Here is a 15,572-nt window from a genome sequence, read left to right as displayed (position 1 = left end):
GGCCTAGACCTGGTGCTTCGCGGTGTCGTCGTGCCGGGCGATGTCGTCGTCGAGCCGGGCGCCGAAGCTGTCGCGCCGGTCCTCGGACGCGGCGAACACCGAGGCGCCGGACCGGTTGCCGACCGTGATCTCGTTGAAGAGCACGTTGAGCACGACGGCGACCAGGGCGGTCGCGCTGATGCCGGAGTGCATGATCACGCCGAACGACTCGGGGAACTCGTCCCAGAAGGTCGGCGCCGCGATCGGGATGATGCCGACCGCGATCGCCACCGAGACGATCACCATGTTGAGGTTGTCCTGGTAGTCCACCCGCGACAGGGTGCGGATGCCGCTGGCGGCGACCGAGCCGAAGAGCACGATGCCGGCGCCACCGAGGACGGGGTACGGGATCGCGGCGACGACCGCGCCGACCACCGGCAGCAGGCCGAGCAGCAGGAGCACGAGGCCGCCCGTGGCGACGACGAAGCGGCTGCGGACGCCGGTGAGGGCGACCAGGCCGACGTTCTGCGCGAAGGCGCTGCACGGGAAGGTGCCGAACAGCGGCGCGACCGTCGTGGCCGCCATGTCCGCGCGCAGGCCGCCGGCGACGCGCTTCGCGTCGACGTCGGTCTCGACGATCTCACCGATCGCGAGGATGTCGGCCGTCGTCTCGGTCATGATCACGAGGATCACGATGGTCATCGAGACGATGGCGCCGATCTCGAACGTGGGGCTGCCGAAGTGCAGCACCGGCGGCAGCGCGACCGGGTCGGCGTCGCCGACCGACGAGAAGTCGGCCTTGCCGGCGAGGGCCGCGACGACCGTGCCGACGACGAGCCCGATGAGGATCGACAGGCGCGAGATCGCCCCTTGGAACACCCGGCTGATCACCAGGATGATGAGGAGCGTCAGGCCGGCGTACCCGATGTTGGTCGTCGAGCCGAAGTCCGGCGCCTTGTCGTTGTTGCCCATCGCCCAGCGGAACGCCACCGGCATCAGCGACAGGCCGATGACCGTGATGATCGTGCCGGTGACGACCGCGGGGAACAGCCGCACCAGCTGGGCGAAGAACGAGGACAGCACCAGCCCGATCACGCCGGCGACGATGATCGCGCCGAAGACCGGCCGCAGCCCGTCCTCGCTGGCGATCGTGACCATCGTCGACACGCTGGCGAACGAGATGCCCTGCACGATGGGCAACCGGCTGCCGAACGGGCCCAGGCCCAGGGTCTGCAGCAGCGTCGCGAGGCCCGAGACGAACAGGCCCGCCGTGACCAGCAGCGCCAGGTCCGTGCCCGACAGGCCCGCGGCGCCGCCGACGATGAGCGGGGGCGCGATCACGCCGCCGTACATCGTCAGGATGTGCTGCGTGCCGTAGGCGAGGAGCTGCGCGGGCGGGTGCCGCTCGTCCTCCGGCCGGGTGGAGACGGGTGTGCCGTCCTTCTTCCTGCGCCCGAGTCGCAGTCCGAGCATGGCCGCCTCCTCAGCAGAATCCCGGGATCGCGTGCCAGGCGTTCCCTGCGTCGGATGCCTCGTCGCGGACGACGGACGCCTCGATCAGGCCGTAGGGACGGTCGGCGGCGAAGAAGACCTCGCCCGGGTTGTCGAGCCCGAACGGCGACAGGTCGGAGAGGAAGTGGTGCTTGTTGGGTGCGGAGAACTTGATCTCGGCGACGTCCGGGTGCTGCTCGAGCACCGCGGTGCCCATGCCGTACAGGGTCTGCTGCAGCGCCAGGCTGTGGATCTCCGCGAACCGCTGCAGCAGCAGGGCGCGGATGGAGTCGTAGGACTTGTCCCAGTCGACCGACGTGCCGTCGTAGCGCCAGCGGGCGACGAGCGAGGTCGCCAGGATCCGGTCGGTGGTCTCCTGCAGGGTCGTGTACTCGTCCTTGAGGAAGCCGTGGAACTCCGAGCCGGTCGACTTGAGGACGACGAGGTCCTTGATGCCGGACACGACGTGGGCGACCCGGTCGGCGCCGCGGCCGTCGACGTTGACCACGGTGGTGCGTACGCCGCCTCCCGAGCGGACGAACGAGTGGTCGTGGCCGGTGCCGTCGACCTGGATGCGGTCCCAGGCGTACTCGTCGACCTCGACGCGGGCGCCGTCGGCGGCCGGGCAGGCCTCCAGGTAGCGGTCGGCGAGGGCGAGGGCGAACTCCTCGATCGACGCGACGCCGATCTTCTTGGCGTAGGCGAAGACGGTGTTCTTCTGCGTGTCGGTCGGCAGGACGTCCTTCTGGTCGCCGGTGGTGTGGGCGTCCTCGAAGCGGCCGCGGAGCGCGGTCGAGACGTTCAGGTCGCGGATCTGGTGGCGGGGCGTGTCGCGGACGATCCGGACGACGCGGTTCTCGGCCTTGCCGTACTGGTTCGGTCCAAGTCGGATGGGCATGTCAGCTCCCTCGGTAGGTGGAGTAGGCGAACGGGCTCAGCAGGAGCGGCACGTGGTGGTGGCGCTGGTCGGTGACGGCGAAGGTGACGGTCACCTCGGGGTAGAAGCACTCCTGACCGGACGCCGCGCAGTAGGCGGCGGTGTCGAACCGGAGCTGGTAGGTGCCGGCGGGGACCTGGTCGGGTCCCAGCTCGGCCACCCGGCCGTCGTCGTCGGTGGTGGCCTCGGCGAGGACGGCAGGTTCGTCGTCGATCCGGCTGAGCCGGACCGGGACACCGGCGGCCGGGCGGCCGAGCGCGGTGTCGAGGACGTGGGTGGTGATGGCGCTGCGGTGGCTCATGCGGAGATCTCCTCGTCGGCGGTGAGGACCCGCTCCAGGCGCAGCAGCGCGATCTTGCGCAGCTCGTCGGCGACGACGGCCGCCTCGGTGGCCGGGTCGTTGTCGAGGCGCTCGCGCAGCGAGGCGAGGACCCGGTCGGCGGAGAGGCCGGACGCGCAGATCAGGAAGACCCGGCCGAAGCGCTCCTCGTAGGTGCGGTTGCCCTCGGCGAGGGCCTGCGCGGTGGCGTCGACGGTGCTGACACCGGCCTGCTCGCGGCGCGACCACGCGGCCTCGGCGTGCTCCCCCTCGGCGCGCTCGCCGATGCGCGGGTGGGCGGCCAGGGCCCGCTCGACGTCGGCCGGGGTGAACCGCCGCGCGGCCTCGTCAGCCGTGCGCAGGACCGCCGCCCGGTCGTCGTACGGACGGGCCGTGAGGACGGCCTCGACCCAGCTCGGCACGTCGCAGCAGGCCTGCAGCGCGGGCCGGACGACGTCCGTCGGTGCGGTGTTGAACAGTTCGAGGTCCATGTCCCCTGCTCTCTCGCTGTGCGGAAAAGTGATTCCGTATGCGAGGAGCGTGACATTGTGACCCGGGTCACGTCAACAGTTTGTTGAAAACTTCTTGTTGCGATCGCATGACCGCGACGGGAGCGTCAGTCGCGCTCGCGGTTCAGGTAGTTGTAGACGGTGAACCGGGTGACGCCGAGGGCCTCGGCCACGATCTCGGCGCTCTTGCGGAACTCGAACGCACCGCGTTCCTCGAGCACCCGCACGGCGCGCTGCTTGGCGGGGCGGTCGAGGGTGCGCAGGTCGCCGCCGAGCTCGTCGGCGACGTCGGCGAGGAGGGCGTCGAGGCCGGAGGCGGTACGACGGGGGGCGGCCCGGCCCTCGAGGCGGACCTGGAAGGTGATCTGGTCGGCGCCGTGGTCGAGGCCGGCGGCGGCGATGGCGGCGAGGGTCGCCAGGACGGCGTCGCGCTCGCCGCGCACGGACGTGCCGAGTGGGCCGAACTCGCACTCCAGCCCGGCCTCGCGGGCCGCCTCGAGCGCGGCGGTCGCGTGCTCGGGCGGCTCGCCCTCGCCCTTGAAGGGCTCGGTGGTGAACTCGGCTTCGACGCGCATGGCGGCAGGCTACCCACGGCGGGCAGAGCCCGCCGCCACGCGCGCAGGAACAGCCGTCGGGTCAGGCGACGGGACGCCGGGCCAGCTCGGCCAGCTTGCGCTGGTCGACGCCGGCGAGCTTGTCGACCTCCTCGACGGTGACCGCGCCGCACTCGACGCCGCGCAGGACGAAGGCGGCCAGCGCCGCGGCCGTGGCCGGCTCGTCGAGATAGCTGGACTGGCCACCGTGGACGTAGGCCCGCAGGCGCGCGGCCGCGCTCTCGAGCCCCTCCCGGAAGAAGGAGTACGTCGCGACGTATCGGCTGGGGAGCTGGGCCGGGTGGAGGTCCCAGCCCTGGTAGATCCCGCGGGCGAGCGACCGGCGCACCAGCCGCAGGTGCAGCTGCCAGGCGGCGCGGACGGCCTCGCGGTCGCCGACGGGCAGCACGTTGGTCGAGCCGTCGGACACGAAGACGCCCGTCCCGGCGGCCGCGACCTGCATGACGTCCTTGGCGTGGTCGGCGACCGGGTGCTCCATCGACTGGTACGCCGCAGCCACGCCGAGCGAGGCCGAGTAGTCGTAGGTCCCGTAGTGCAGCCCGGTGACCCGCCCGCCGCCGGCGGTGATCATGCGGGCGACGAGGGCGGTGCCGTCGGGCCCGAGGATCGCCTGCGGCGTCTCGACCTGGATCTCGAAGGAGAGGCTGCCTGCGGGGATGTCGTGCGCGGCCTCGAGCGTCTCGAGGGCGGTGACCATGGCGGTGACCTGCTCGACGGAGGTGACCTTCGGCAGCGTGATCACGAAGCCGTCGGTGATCCCGCCCTCCCGGGCGAGCTCGCCGAGGAAGAGGTCGAGGGTGCGCAGCCCGCGGTGGCGGGTGGGCGCCTCGAACGACTTGATCCGCACGCCGTGGAAGGGCGGCGCGCTGCCGTCGCGGACGGTCGCGGCGAGCACCCGCGCGGCGGCGAGCACCGCGGCGTCCTCGTCGGCGTCGGGCCGGACGCCGTAGCCGTCCTCGAAGTCGATGCGCAGGTCCTCGATCGGCTCGGCCTCGAGCTTCGCGGTGACCCGGTCGTAGACCTCGGCGGCCAGGCTGGGGCGCAGGTCGAGCGCCTCGGCCACCTCGATCGCCGAGCGGCCGTGGAGGGCCAGCACGCTGCGGGCGTCCTCGGACCACTCGGCCACGGTGTTCGCGCCGTAGCGATCGCCGGGGACGTAGACGGTGTGCACCGGCTGGCGCACGCCGCGGTCACCGGGGTAGCCCGCGGCGAGGGCGGCGTCGGCGTCCGCGAGCGAGCCGTCGAGCTGCGTCACCAGGTCGTCGAGGTGGCTCATGAGGCCACCACGGCGTCGTACGCGGGGAGGGTGAGGAAGTCGACGTACTCGTCGGCGAGAGCGACCTCCTCGAAGATCCGCCGCGCGTCGGCGAAGCGGTGGTCGGTGCCGTCGGCACCGGCGAGGATCGTGGCCATCTCCTCGTCGAGCACCTGCCGCACGAGGTCGGCGGTGACGACGGTGCCGTCGTCGAGCTTCGACTCGTTGTGGACCCACTGCCAGATCTGCGAGCGCGAGATCTCGGCCGTGGCGGCGTCCTCCATCAGGTTGTGGATGCCGACGGCGCCGAGGCCGCGCAGCCACGCCTCGAGGTAGAGGAGCGCGACCTCGACGTTGTCGCGCAGCCCCTCGGCCGTGATCGAGCCGGGGGTGGAGGCGACGTCGAGCAGGTCGTCGGCGGACACCTCGACGTCGTCGCGCTGGCGCTCGACCTGGTTGGGCCGGTCGCCGAGGACGCCGTCGAAGACCTCGCGGCACACGGGCACGAGGTCGGGGTGGGCGACCCACGAGCCGTCGAAGCCGTCGCCGGCCTCGCGCTCCTTGTCCTCGCGGACCTTCGCGAAGGCGCGGGCGTTGACCTCCTCGTCCTTGCGGCTCGGGATGAACGCCGCCATGCCGCCGATCGCGTGCGCGTTGCGGCGGTGGCAGGTCTTCACGAGCAGCTGCGCGTAGGCGCGCATGAAGGGCGACGTCATGCCCACCGACGCCCGGTCGGGAAGCACGAACGACGGGCCCGAGTCGCGGAAGTACTTGATGACGCTGAAGAGGTAGTCCCAGCGGCCGGCGTTGAGCCCGGAGATGTGGTCGCGCAGCTCGTAGAGGATCTCGTCCATCTCGAAGGCGGCCGGGATGGTCTCGATGAGCACGGTCGCGCGCACGGTGCCGTGGGGGATGCCGAGCTCGGCCTGGGCGAAGGTGAAGACGTCGTTCCAGAGGCGCGCCTCGAGGTGGCTCTCCATCTTCGGGAGGTAGAAGTACGGCCCGCTGCCGCGCTCGACCAGCTCCTCCGCGTTGTGGAAGAAGTAGAGGCCGAAGTCGACCAGGGCGCCGACGACCGGGGTTCCGTCGACGAGCAGGTGCTGCTCGTCGAAGTGCCAGCCGCGCGGGCGCATCAGGATGGTCGCCAGGCGCTGGTCCTGCTTCAGCTCGTAGGTCTTGCCCTGGGGCGAGGTGAACGAGATCTGGCGGCGGATGGCGTCGTACAGGTTGACCTGGCCGCCGACCACGTTGGACCAGTGCGGGGTGCTGGCGTCCTCCATGTCGGCGAGCCACACGCGGGCGCCCGAGTTGAGGGCGTTGATCGTCATCTTCCGGTCCGTGGGGCCGGTGATCTCGACGCGGCGGTCCTGCAGGTCCGCCGGCGCGGGCGCGACCTTCCAGTCACCGGCGCGCACGTCGGCGGTCTCCGGCAGGAAGTCGAGGCGACCGGTCCGGACCACCTCCTCGCGGCGCGCGCGGCGGGCGGCGAGCAGCTCGTCGCGGCGGGCGCCGAACTGCCGCTGCAGCGACGCCACGAACGCGAGGGCCTCGGGCGTCAGGATCTCCCCGCCGCGCTCGACCTCGTCACCGGCGATCTGAATGTCCACGGGTTCCATCTCCTTCGTTGCGTTCATCGTGCGGCCTCCCGCACCCCCGCGGCCACGGCCGGCGCCACCGCCGGGTCGAAGACCGAGGGCACGATGTAGCTGGCGTTCACCTCGTCGGGATTCACCGCGTCGGCGATCGCCCGGGCCGCGGCGAGCATCACCTCGTCGGTGATCTCGTGCGCGCCCGCGTCCAGCATCCCGCGGAACAGCCCCGGGAAGGCAAGGACGTTGTTGATCTGGTTGGGGTAGTCGGACCGGCCGGTCGCGACGATGGCCGCGTGCTCGCCGGCCGCCGCCGGGTCGACCTCGGGGTCCGGGTTGGCGAGCGCGAACACGATGGCGTCGGCGGCCATCGTCGCGATGTCGTCGCCGTCGAGGATGTCGGGCGCGGACACGCCGATGAACACGTCGGCACCGGCTAGCGACTCCTTGAGGGAGCCGGTGAAGCCCGCCTGGTTGGTGTTCGCCGCGAGCCAGGCACGGTCGGGGTCGAGGCCCTCCCGGCCACCGTGCACCGCACCGTGCCGGTCGCACGCGACGACGTCCTTGGCGCCCTGGGCGAGCAGCAGCTTGATGATCGCGTGGCCCGCGGCACCCACGCCGCTGACCACGATCTTCACGTTGCCGAGGTCCTTGCGCACGACGCGCAGGGCGTTGGTCAGCGCGGCCAGGACGACGATCGCGGTGCCGTGCTGGTCGTCGTGGAAGACGGGGATGTCGAGCTCGGCGCGGAGCCGCCGCTCGATCTCGAAGCAGCGCGGTGCGGCGATGTCCTCGAGGTTGACGCCGCCGTACGACACGGCGATCGCCTTGACGATGCTGATGATCTCCTCGGTGTCCTGGGTGTCCAGGCACACCGGCCAGGCGTCGACGTCGGCGAACTGCTTGAACAGCGCCGCCTTGCCCTCCATCACCGGCAGGGCCGCGCCGGGGCCGATGTTGCCGAGGCCGAGGACGGCGGAGCCGTCGGTCACGACGGCGACCGTGTTGCGCTTGATGGTGAGCCGGCGCAGGTCGTCGGGGTTCTCCGCGATGGCGCGGCAGATCCGCGCGACGCCGGGCGTGTAGGCGCGGGACAGGTCGTCGCGGTGCTTGAGAGGGACCTTCGGGACGACCTCGAGCTTGCCGCCGAGGTGCATGAGGAAGGTGCGGTCGCTGACCTTGCGCACGGTGACGCCCGGGACCGCGGCGAGCGCGTCGGTGACCGTCTCCCCGTGGCCGACGTCGACGACGTCGCAGGTGAGGTCGACGACGAGCGTGTCCGCGTGGGACTCCGCGACGTCGAGGGCGGTCACCGATCCGCCCGCAGCGGCGACCGCCGCCACGAGGCTGCCGGTGGCACCGGCGGAGGACGGGGTCTCGACACGGACCGTGAGGGCGTAGCCGGGGCTCGGAGTCGCCACGATTTTCCTCTCCATGGATGCTTACTTTCGCATTGTGGATAGTAGTCCCCGTCACACTGCTCGTGCAACCACCCGCGACTTTCCTCTTTTCGACGCTAGACTTCCGTCATCCGGAAGTGATGCCGGACCAACGAGGAGTGCAGATGAGCGACACCGACAGCGTCACCCCCGAAGCCGCCACCGCGACCAAGGGACGTGCGGGCGGCGTGCAGTCGATCGAGCGGGCCTTCGGCCTGCTCGAGACCATGGCCGACGCCGGCGGGATGATGGGGCTGTCCCAGCTCGCCACCGCCTCCGGGCTGCCGCTGCCCACGATCCACCGGCTGGTCCGCACGCTCGTCGACCTCGGCTACCTGCGCCAGGAGCCCAACCGGCAGTACGTCCTGGGCCCCAAGCTGATCCGCCTGGGCGAGAGCTCGTCGCACATGCTGAGCACGTGGGCGCGCCCGCACCTCGCGCGCCTCGTCGACGAGCTCGGCGAGTCCTCCAACCTGGCCATGCTCGACGGCGACCAGATCGTGTACGTCGCCCAGGCGCAGTCGCGCCAGTCGATGCGGATGTTCACCGAGGTCGGCCGGCGGGTCTCCCCGCACTGCACGGCCGTCGGCAAGGCGATCCTCGCCGGGATGGCGCCGGACCAGGTGCGCGACATCCTCAAGCGCACCGACATGGTGCGCCACACCGACACCACGATCACCGATCCCGACGCCTACCTCGAGCAGCTCGAGTGGGTCGGCGAGCACGGCTACGCCCTCGACGAGGGCGAGCAGGAGGAGGGCGTGCGCTGCGTCGCCGTCACCGTGCCGGGCTTCGGCTCGCGGCTGGCGATCTCCGTCAGCGGCCCGACCGGGCGGATGAGCGACGAGCTGATCGGGCGCGCGGTGCCGCTCCTGACCGAGGCCGGCAAGCAGCTCGCCGCCGACCTCGGCTGAGGACCGGTCCGACGCCGACAGCGGACAGCACCGGGAGACGCCCCTGCCGGACTCGAACCGGCGTTGCGCGGGTTGCAGCCGCGTGCCTCACCACTCGGCCAAGGGGCGGTGCCGACGGGCCCGACCACCGAGGTCCTCGGCGGTCAGGCCCGCGCGGCGAGCTGTGCGCGGGTGGGCACGAACGGCTGGAAGCGGAGCTTCATCCGCGCCTCCTCCGGCGTCCGGTTGCCCTTCCGCTCGTTGCACGAGCGGCAGGCCGCGACACAGTTGAGCCACGACCACTCGCCGCCTCGCGAGCGCGGCAGGACGTGGTCGATCGTGGTCGCCTTCGCGCCGCAGTAGGCGCACCGGTGGCCGTCGCGGATGAACACGCCACCGCGGTGCCAGCCGGCCGGTCGGTAGAGCCACTTCGGGCTGATGTAGCGCAGCAGCCGGATCACGCGCGGCCACGGCCAGGGCCCGGCCATCCGGCCCTCGACGGCCTCCTCGACGGCGGCCACCTTCCGGGCGACCATCCGGACGGCCTGCTGGAAGGACACCTTGCCGAGCGGCTCGTAGGAGGCGTTCAGCAGGGTGACGGTCGTTGCGGTCATCGCTGACACCTCCTCTCTGGTCGGGTACGTCGGGCGTCGTCGATGCTGGTGCGGGCGGCGGGAGTCGAACCCGCGCGACCTGGGTGGAAGCCAGGGGTGCTGCCGTAACACTTCACCCGCAGGGAGCCGGTGGCGCGCGCCACCGGCGGAGGGCGACCGGCGGGAGTCGAACCCGCTGCACCGCGAGGGAACCAGGGCCACGTCCTGGCGAGCAGCCGTTGCCCATCGGTCACCGTCCCACCGGGAGGAGTCGAACCTCCGTCTCGACGTTCGTAGCGTCGCGTCGTGTCCGTTGGACCACGGCGGGTCTGGCTGCCGGGCTCGGGCCCTTCGACGCCTCGGGCGTCCCGCACGCAGCCGGTGCGGTGGTGGTCAGGCGGCGACGACCTTCTTCGGCCGTCCGCGCTGCCGGACCTTGTCGACGGCCTTGCCGCCCTCGAGGAGCACGCCGCCCCACACACCCCACTCGGCGCGGCTCGTGCCGAGTCGGAGGCAGAGGCTGCTGACCTCGCAACCGCCGCAGAACGCCCGCGCCTCGGCGAGGGTCGCCTCGTCGACCGGGTCGAAGAGCTCCGGGTCCTCGTGGTCGGCGCACCGCCACCGCAGGGTGGCATCGAGCGGCGTCGGGTGCGCGTAGGCGACGGTGACGCCCTGGGTGGTGAGGATGCGGTCCGCAACCTCGTCCTTCGGGACCGCGACCGTCTCGGCACGCATCCGTCCGTTTCGCTTCTCCATGTGCTGTCACCTCCTCCTCGTCGTGGTGTGCCGGCAGCACTCCGGCAGGCCGTGCGGCCAGTAGCGGGGCCACGAGTCGAACGTGGGCCGTCGGGCTCATGAGGCCCAAGGCGTCTCCCGACACCCGCTTCGTGCGACGTCGTACGACGTCGGCTGCGTACCCGCCCCCGGACTCGAACCGGGACCCCCCGAAGGGACACGGTCCTGAGCCGTGCGCGTCTACCTGTTCCGCCAGGCGGGCGTGGTGCTCACCGAGGGAGTCGAACCCTCACGTCCCGCAGGACACCGCGCCCTCAACGCGGCCCGTCTACCTGTTCCGGCAGGTGAGCTTGATGCTGTCCACTGTTGAGTTCGCCCCCACTCCGCCCGCCGTCCGGCGGGAGGTCTGGGTCGGGAGAGGTGCCCCACGGCCGAGTGACCGTCAGCCCGGTGCCATTGCGCCCTGGCCTCTCGGCGAGGGCGCTGGTCCGGTGCCCGTGGGACCTTCCACGGTTCGCATGGGTGGAGGGACTCGAACCCCCAACCGCCGGTTTTGGAGACCGGAGCGCTTGACGTTGCGCCACACCCATTCGGTTGCTGCTGTTGAGTTGAGGACGGTCCGGAACGGTCCGGACATGCAGAAGGGCCGCCCCGCGAGACGTCTGCCTCGGCTGGAGCGGCCCTTGCCCGTACGGGTCCAGGTGCGGGTGCACCTAGGTCAGGAGCGGCTCCTTGGCGGCCGGCAGCAGCCACGCGTGGCGCTTGCCCTGCTCACCGCCGAGGACGATGGTCGGCGACGGCAGTTCGTTGGCGGGGCGCGCGAGGGCAGCACACATCGCACGATCCGCGAACCTGCGAATCGTGGCGCTGGAGCTGCTGCGATGGCTGCGCACGGGTCCGTCCTTCATCTGCTCGGGCCGGTCGCTCCGGCCCTGTCGGTCGTCAACGGTAGGTGCCGGCACGCGAACCGGCCAAGCGCTTTTCCGGATGGGTCGGAAAAGCGGAACGGGACCGATCACTGACGAATGCCGTCAGTGATCGGTCCCGATCACGCTGCCTTGGGTCCCGCTCGATCAGCTCCAGTCGACGCTGAAGTACTGCGTCTCCTGGTACTCCTCGATGCCCTCGTGCGCACCCTCGCGCCCGAGGCCGCTCTGCTTGAAGCCGCCGAAGGGCGCGGCCGGGTCGGAGACGAGGCCGCGGTTGATGCCGATCATGCCGCTGTCGATCCGCTCGGCGAGCTGCAGCGCGCGCTTGAGGTCTCCCGAGTAGAGGTAGCCGGCGAGGCCCATCTCGCTCTCGTTGACCAGCGCGAGCAGCTCCGCCTCGTCGGTCCAGGTCACGATCGGCGCGACCGGCGCGAAGATCTCCTCCTGCACCACCCGGGCATCCGGTACGACGTCAGCGAGCACCGTCGGCGCGAAGAAGTAGCCGCTCAGGTCGGCCGGCAGCTCGGCCTGCGCGACCACGCGGGCGCCGCCGGCGACGGCGTCGTCGACGAGGCCGGCGACCCGGTGCACGGCGCGCTCGTTGATGAGCGGGCCGATCTGCGTGCTCGCGTCGGCACCGCGGCCGACGACCAGCGCGTTGACGCGCTCGGCCAGCAGGCGGGTGAACTCCTCGGCGACGTCGGCGTGGACGTAGAGCCGGTTGGCGGCCGTGCAGGCCTGCCCGCCCCCGCGGAACTTCGCGATCATCGCGCCCTCGACGGCGGCGGCGACGTCGGCGTCCTCGGTCACGATGAAGGGCGCGTTGCCGCCCAGCTCCATCGAGGCGTTGAGGACCCGGTCGGCGGCCTGGCGCAGCAGGTGGCGGCCGACGCCGGTGGACCCGGTGAAGGACACCTTGCGCACCCGCGGGTCGGCCAGCCAGGTGCCGACGACCTCCTCCGGCTCCGTGGTCGGTACGACGTTGACGACGCCCGCCGGGACACCGGCCTCGGCGAGCAGGCGGGCCACGGCGAGCGCGGTCAGCGGGGTCTCCGCCGCCGGCTTGAGCACCACCGTGCAACCGGCGGCCAGGGCCGGGGCGATCTTGCGGGTGGCCATGGCGGCCGGGAAGTTCCACGGCGTGACGAGCGCGGCGATGCCGACCGGACGACGGGTGACGACGGTGCGGACGCCGCCGGCCGGCGCCGAGCCGTAGCTGCCGTCGATGCGCACGGCCTCCTCGGCGAACCAGCGGAAGAACTCCGCCGCGTAGCCGACCTCGGCGCGGGCGTCGGTGGCGGACTTGCCGTTCTCGGCGCAGATCAGGGCGGCGAGGTCGTCGGCGTCGCGGTGCATCAGTTCGAAGACCCGGTGCAGGATCTCGGAGCGGCGGCGCGGGCTGGTCGCGGCCCACTCCGCAGCGGCGGCCTCGGCGGCGTCGACCGCGGCCGTCGCCTGAGCGGCACCGGCGTTCGCCACCGCGGCGAGCACCGCCTTGTCGGCGGGGTCGTCGACGTCGTACGTGCCGAGCTCGCCGGCCTCCCAGCGGCCACCGACGTGGATGCCGTTGGCGGGGGCGAGCGAAGCGATGAGCTGGTCGAGCGATGTCACGGGTAGAGGCCTCTCTGCTGGTGGGCTGCGGCGACCCGCTCGACGGCGATGCAGGTCGCCGCCTCGCGGAGGGTGGTCTGGTCGGTGGTGGCGCGCTCGTGGACGCGCTGCCAGGCGAGGAGCATCCGCTCGGCGAGGCGCTGGTTCACCTCGTCCTCGGACCACCAGTACGCCTGGTTGGCCTGCACCCACTCGAAGTAGGAGACGACCACGCCGCCGGCGTTCGCCAGGATGTCCGGTACGACGAGCACGCCCCGCTCGCGCAGGAGCTCGTCGGCGCGGGTGCTCGTCGGGCCGTTGGCGCCCTCGACGACGAGGCGCGCGCGGATCCGGTCGGCGTTGCCCTCGTGGATCACGCCCTCGACGGCGGCCGGCACGAGCAGGTCGACGTCGAGCTCGAGCAGGTCCTCGTTGCTGATCTCGGTGAGCCGGCCGAAGCCGACCACGCTGCCGGTGGCGTCCACGTGGGCGCACAGGGCCGCGATGTCGAGGCCCTGCGGGTCGCGCACGCCGCCGTACTGGTCACTGACGGCGACGACCCGCACGCCGGCCTCGGCGAGCAGGACCGCGCTGCCGCGGCCGACCTTGCCGAAGCCCTGGACGGCGGCCGTCGTGCCGCGCGGGTCGAGTCCGGTGCTGGAGATCGCGGCGAGCGCGACCTCGACGACGCCCCGGGAGGTCGCCATCGCGCGGCCGAGCGAGCCGCCGAGGCTGATCGGCTTGCCGGTCACGACACCGAGGACGGTGTGCCCGCTGCTCACCGAGTAGGTGTCCATGATCCAGGCCATGGTGCTCTCGTCGGTGCCGATGTCGGGGGCCGGGATGTCGTGCGCCGGGCCGATGATCGGGCTGATCTCGCTGGCGTAGCGGCGGGTCACCCGCTGCAGCTCGGCCTGGCTGTAGTCGCGCGGGTCGATCCGCACGCCGCCCTTCGCGCCGCCGTACGGCACGTCGAGCAGGGCGCACTTCCAGCTCATCCACATCGCCAGGGCGCGGACCTCGTCGAGGTCGACCTCCGGGCTGTAGCGCAGGCCGCCCTTGGCCGGGCCACGGGAGAAGTTGTGCTGCACCCGGTGGCCGATGAGCACCTCGACCTCGCCGCTGTCGCGGCGCAGGGGGATGCTGACGGTCATCTCGCGGCGCGGCGTGGCGAGCATCGCGAAGGTGCCCTCGTCCAGGCCGAGCCGGTCGCAGGCAGCGCGCAGCTGCCGGTGGGCGTCGCCGAGCGGGTCCTTGCGGACCTCCTCGGTGGTCGACGTCCCCGGCAGGACGTCGACGCTCACTGCCCGGCCGCCGCGAGCGCTGCCTCGACCACGTCGAACGCCTCGTTGAGCTGCTCGTCGGTGATCGACAGGGGCGGGAGGAAGCGCAGCACGTTGCCGTAGGTGCCGCAGGTCAGGACGATGACGCCCTCGGCGTGGGAGCGGGTCGCGATCTCCTTGGCCAGGACGGGGTCGGGCGTGTCGGTGCCGGCCTCGACCAGCTCGACCGCGAGCATGGCGCCCCGGCCGCGGACGTCGCCGATCCGGCTGTCGCGCTCGCCGATCGCGCGGAGCCGGCCGACGACGAGCTCCTCGATCTGCCGGGCGCGCTCCACCAGGCCGTCGGCCTCGATGGTCTCGATGACCGCGAGCGCCGCGGCGCAGGCGATCGGGTTGCCGCCGTACGTGCCACCGAGGCCGCCGACGTGGACCGCGTCCATCATCTCGGCGCGGCCGGTGACCGCGGAGAGCGGCAGGCCGCCGGCGATGCCCTTGGCCGTCACGATCAGGTCGGGTACGACGCCGTCGTGCTCGCACGCGAACATCGCACCGGTGCGGGCGAAGCCGCTCTGCACCTCGTCGGCGACGAAGACGACGCCGTTGGCGGTGCACCACTCGGCCAGCGCGGACAGGAAGCCGGCGGCGGGGACGATGAAGCCGCCCTCGCCCTGGATCGGCTCGATCACGACGGCGGCGAGGTTGTCGGCGCCGACCTGCTTCTCGATCACGTCGATGGCACGGGCGGCGGCCGTGGCGCCGTCGAGCCCGCCGTCGCGGTAGGGGTAGGACAGCGGCGCGCGGTAGACCTCGGAGGCGAACGGGCCGAAGCCGTGCTTGTAGGGCATCGACTTGGCGGTCATCGCCATCGTCAGGTTGGTGCGGCCGTGGTAGGCGTGGTCGAAGACGACGACCGCGTCCTTGCCGGTGTGGTGGCGCGCGATCTTGACGGCGTTCTCGACCGCCTCGGCGCCGGAGTTGAAGAGCGCGGTGCGCTTCTCGTGGTCGCCCGGGGTGAGCCGGTTGAGGTGCTCGGCGACGGCGACATAGCCCTCGTAGGGCGTCACCATGAAGCAGGTGTGGGTGAACGCCGCGACCTGCTCCTGCACGGCCGCGACGACGCGCGGCTCGGCCGCACCGACGGTGGTGACGGCGATGCCGGAGCCGAGGTCGATGAGGATGTTGCCGTCGACGTCCTCGAGCAGGCCGCCGCCGGCGTGGGCGGTGAAGACCGGCATCGTCGTACCGACGCCGGAGGCGACGGCCGACGTCTTGCGGGCCATCAGCTCGACCGACTTCGGGCCGGGGATGGGGGTGACCAGGCGGCGTGCCTGGCGTACGGCGGGGGCGGAGGTCTCGGTGGTCACCCTCCTATCGTGCTCCGCGCCCTGCATGTCGTCCAATGCCTTTCTGTTGGGAT

At 72.0% G+C, this 15,572-nt stretch carries 15 protein-coding genes and 6 tRNA genes; 1 reads left to right on the top strand and 20 read right to left on the bottom strand.

Annotation, left to right across the window (positions count from 1 at the left end):
* Positions 1 to 3: 3 nt before the first annotated feature.
* From BJ993_RS12135 to BJ993_RS12100, 8 genes are all read right to left on the bottom strand, one after another.
* Entirely contained in the window at positions 4 to 1,452 is a 1,449-nt protein-coding gene (locus tag BJ993_RS12135; RefSeq protein ID WP_179648996.1) for a nucleobase:cation symporter-2 family protein, read from the bottom strand.
* 10 nt (positions 1,453 to 1,462) lie between these two features.
* Positions 1,463 to 2,368 carry a factor-independent urate hydroxylase gene (pucL, locus tag BJ993_RS12130; protein ID WP_179648995.1) on the bottom strand — a complete coding sequence of 302 codons (906 nt, stop codon included), beginning with the start codon at positions 2,366 to 2,368 and terminating at the stop codon, positions 1,463 to 1,465.
* A 1-nt stretch (position 2,369) separates the two neighbouring features.
* On the bottom strand, positions 2,370 to 2,708 hold the full coding sequence (uraH, locus tag BJ993_RS12125; RefSeq protein ID WP_036543403.1) for a hydroxyisourate hydrolase: 339 nt from the start codon (positions 2,706 to 2,708) through the stop codon (positions 2,370 to 2,372).
* The gene (uraD, locus tag BJ993_RS12120; RefSeq protein ID WP_179648994.1) at positions 2,705 to 3,217 is read right to left on the bottom strand and encodes a 2-oxo-4-hydroxy-4-carboxy-5-ureidoimidazoline decarboxylase; all 513 of its coding nucleotides are present in this window, start codon (positions 3,215 to 3,217) and stop codon (positions 2,705 to 2,707) included. Before uraD ends, uraH begins: the two co-directional genes overlap by 4 nt.
* Positions 3,218 to 3,342: 125 nt before the next feature.
* Positions 3,343 to 3,810, bottom strand: a complete 468-nt coding sequence (locus BJ993_RS12115; RefSeq protein ID WP_036543408.1) for a helix-turn-helix domain-containing protein — start codon at positions 3,808 to 3,810, stop codon at positions 3,343 to 3,345.
* Between the two features lie 61 nt (positions 3,811 to 3,871).
* Positions 3,872 to 5,125 (bottom strand): DUF6986 family protein, encoded by a 1,254-nt coding sequence (locus BJ993_RS12110; protein WP_179648993.1) that lies wholly within the window; start codon positions 5,123 to 5,125, stop codon positions 3,872 to 3,874.
* Positions 5,122 to 6,720, bottom strand: a complete 1,599-nt coding sequence (aceB, locus tag BJ993_RS12105) for a malate synthase A (RefSeq protein ID WP_179652225.1) — start codon at positions 6,718 to 6,720, stop codon at positions 5,122 to 5,124. Before aceB ends, BJ993_RS12110 begins: the two co-directional genes overlap by 4 nt.
* A gap of 14 nt (positions 6,721 to 6,734) precedes the next feature.
* Positions 6,735 to 8,117: an NAD-dependent malic enzyme gene (locus tag BJ993_RS12100; RefSeq protein ID WP_242530656.1), complete on the bottom strand. Its 1,383-nt coding sequence runs from the start codon at positions 8,115 to 8,117 to the stop codon at positions 6,735 to 6,737.
* Between the two features lie 140 nt (positions 8,118 to 8,257).
* Here BJ993_RS12100 and BJ993_RS12095 point away from each other — a divergent pair, with 140 nt between their 5' ends.
* Complete coding sequence (locus BJ993_RS12095; protein ID WP_036543420.1) at positions 8,258 to 9,046, top strand: IclR family transcriptional regulator; 789 nt, start codon at positions 8,258 to 8,260, stop codon at positions 9,044 to 9,046.
* 37 nt (positions 9,047 to 9,083) lie between these two features.
* Here BJ993_RS12095 and BJ993_RS12090 read toward each other — a convergent pair.
* From BJ993_RS12090 to gabT, 12 genes are all read right to left on the bottom strand, one after another.
* Positions 9,084 to 9,154 (bottom strand) — tRNA-Cys (locus tag BJ993_RS12090).
* A gap of 35 nt (positions 9,155 to 9,189) precedes the next feature.
* A complete protein-coding gene (locus BJ993_RS12085; protein WP_179648991.1) occupies positions 9,190 to 9,639 on the bottom strand; it encodes an HNH endonuclease in 450 nt (149 codons plus the stop codon).
* Between the two features lie 46 nt (positions 9,640 to 9,685).
* Positions 9,686 to 9,759: transfer RNA gene (locus tag BJ993_RS12080), tRNA-Gly, on the bottom strand.
* Positions 9,760 to 9,874: 115 nt separating this feature from the next.
* A tRNA-Arg gene (locus BJ993_RS12075) sits at positions 9,875 to 9,946 on the bottom strand.
* A gap of 65 nt (positions 9,947 to 10,011) precedes the next feature.
* Positions 10,012 to 10,374, bottom strand: coding sequence for a WhiB family transcriptional regulator (locus BJ993_RS12070; protein WP_179648990.1), 363 nt, complete (start codon positions 10,372 to 10,374; stop codon positions 10,012 to 10,014).
* A 158-nt stretch (positions 10,375 to 10,532) separates the two neighbouring features.
* Positions 10,533 to 10,615, bottom strand: a tRNA-Leu gene (locus BJ993_RS12065).
* Position 10,616: 1 nt separating this feature from the next.
* Positions 10,617 to 10,703: transfer RNA gene (locus BJ993_RS12060), tRNA-Leu, on the bottom strand.
* A gap of 167 nt (positions 10,704 to 10,870) precedes the next feature.
* Positions 10,871 to 10,943 (bottom strand) — tRNA-Trp (locus tag BJ993_RS12055).
* Between the two features lie 123 nt (positions 10,944 to 11,066).
* A complete protein-coding gene (locus tag BJ993_RS25870) occupies positions 11,067 to 11,189 on the bottom strand; it encodes a hypothetical protein (protein WP_257026867.1) in 123 nt (40 codons plus the stop codon).
* A gap of 237 nt (positions 11,190 to 11,426) precedes the next feature.
* A complete protein-coding gene (locus tag BJ993_RS12050; RefSeq protein ID WP_036543424.1) occupies positions 11,427 to 12,893 on the bottom strand; it encodes an NAD-dependent succinate-semialdehyde dehydrogenase in 1,467 nt (488 codons plus the stop codon).
* On the bottom strand, positions 12,890 to 14,176 hold the full coding sequence (locus tag BJ993_RS12045) for a Glu/Leu/Phe/Val family dehydrogenase (protein WP_218864686.1): 1,287 nt from the start codon (positions 14,174 to 14,176) through the stop codon (positions 12,890 to 12,892). Before BJ993_RS12045 ends, BJ993_RS12050 begins: the two co-directional genes overlap by 4 nt.
* On the bottom strand, positions 14,173 to 15,519 hold the full coding sequence (gene gabT / locus BJ993_RS12040; RefSeq protein ID WP_308645551.1) for a 4-aminobutyrate--2-oxoglutarate transaminase: 1,347 nt from the start codon (positions 15,517 to 15,519) through the stop codon (positions 14,173 to 14,175). Before gabT ends, BJ993_RS12045 begins: the two co-directional genes overlap by 4 nt.
* Positions 15,520 to 15,572: the final 53 nt, after the last annotated feature.

It is taken from the genome of Nocardioides aromaticivorans, from assembly GCF_013408525.1.
Lineage (GTDB): Bacteria > Actinomycetota > Actinomycetes > Propionibacteriales > Nocardioidaceae > Nocardioides > Nocardioides aromaticivorans.
Note: the sequence above shows the minus strand (reverse complement) of the source record. Positions and strands in the feature narration are given on the sequence as shown.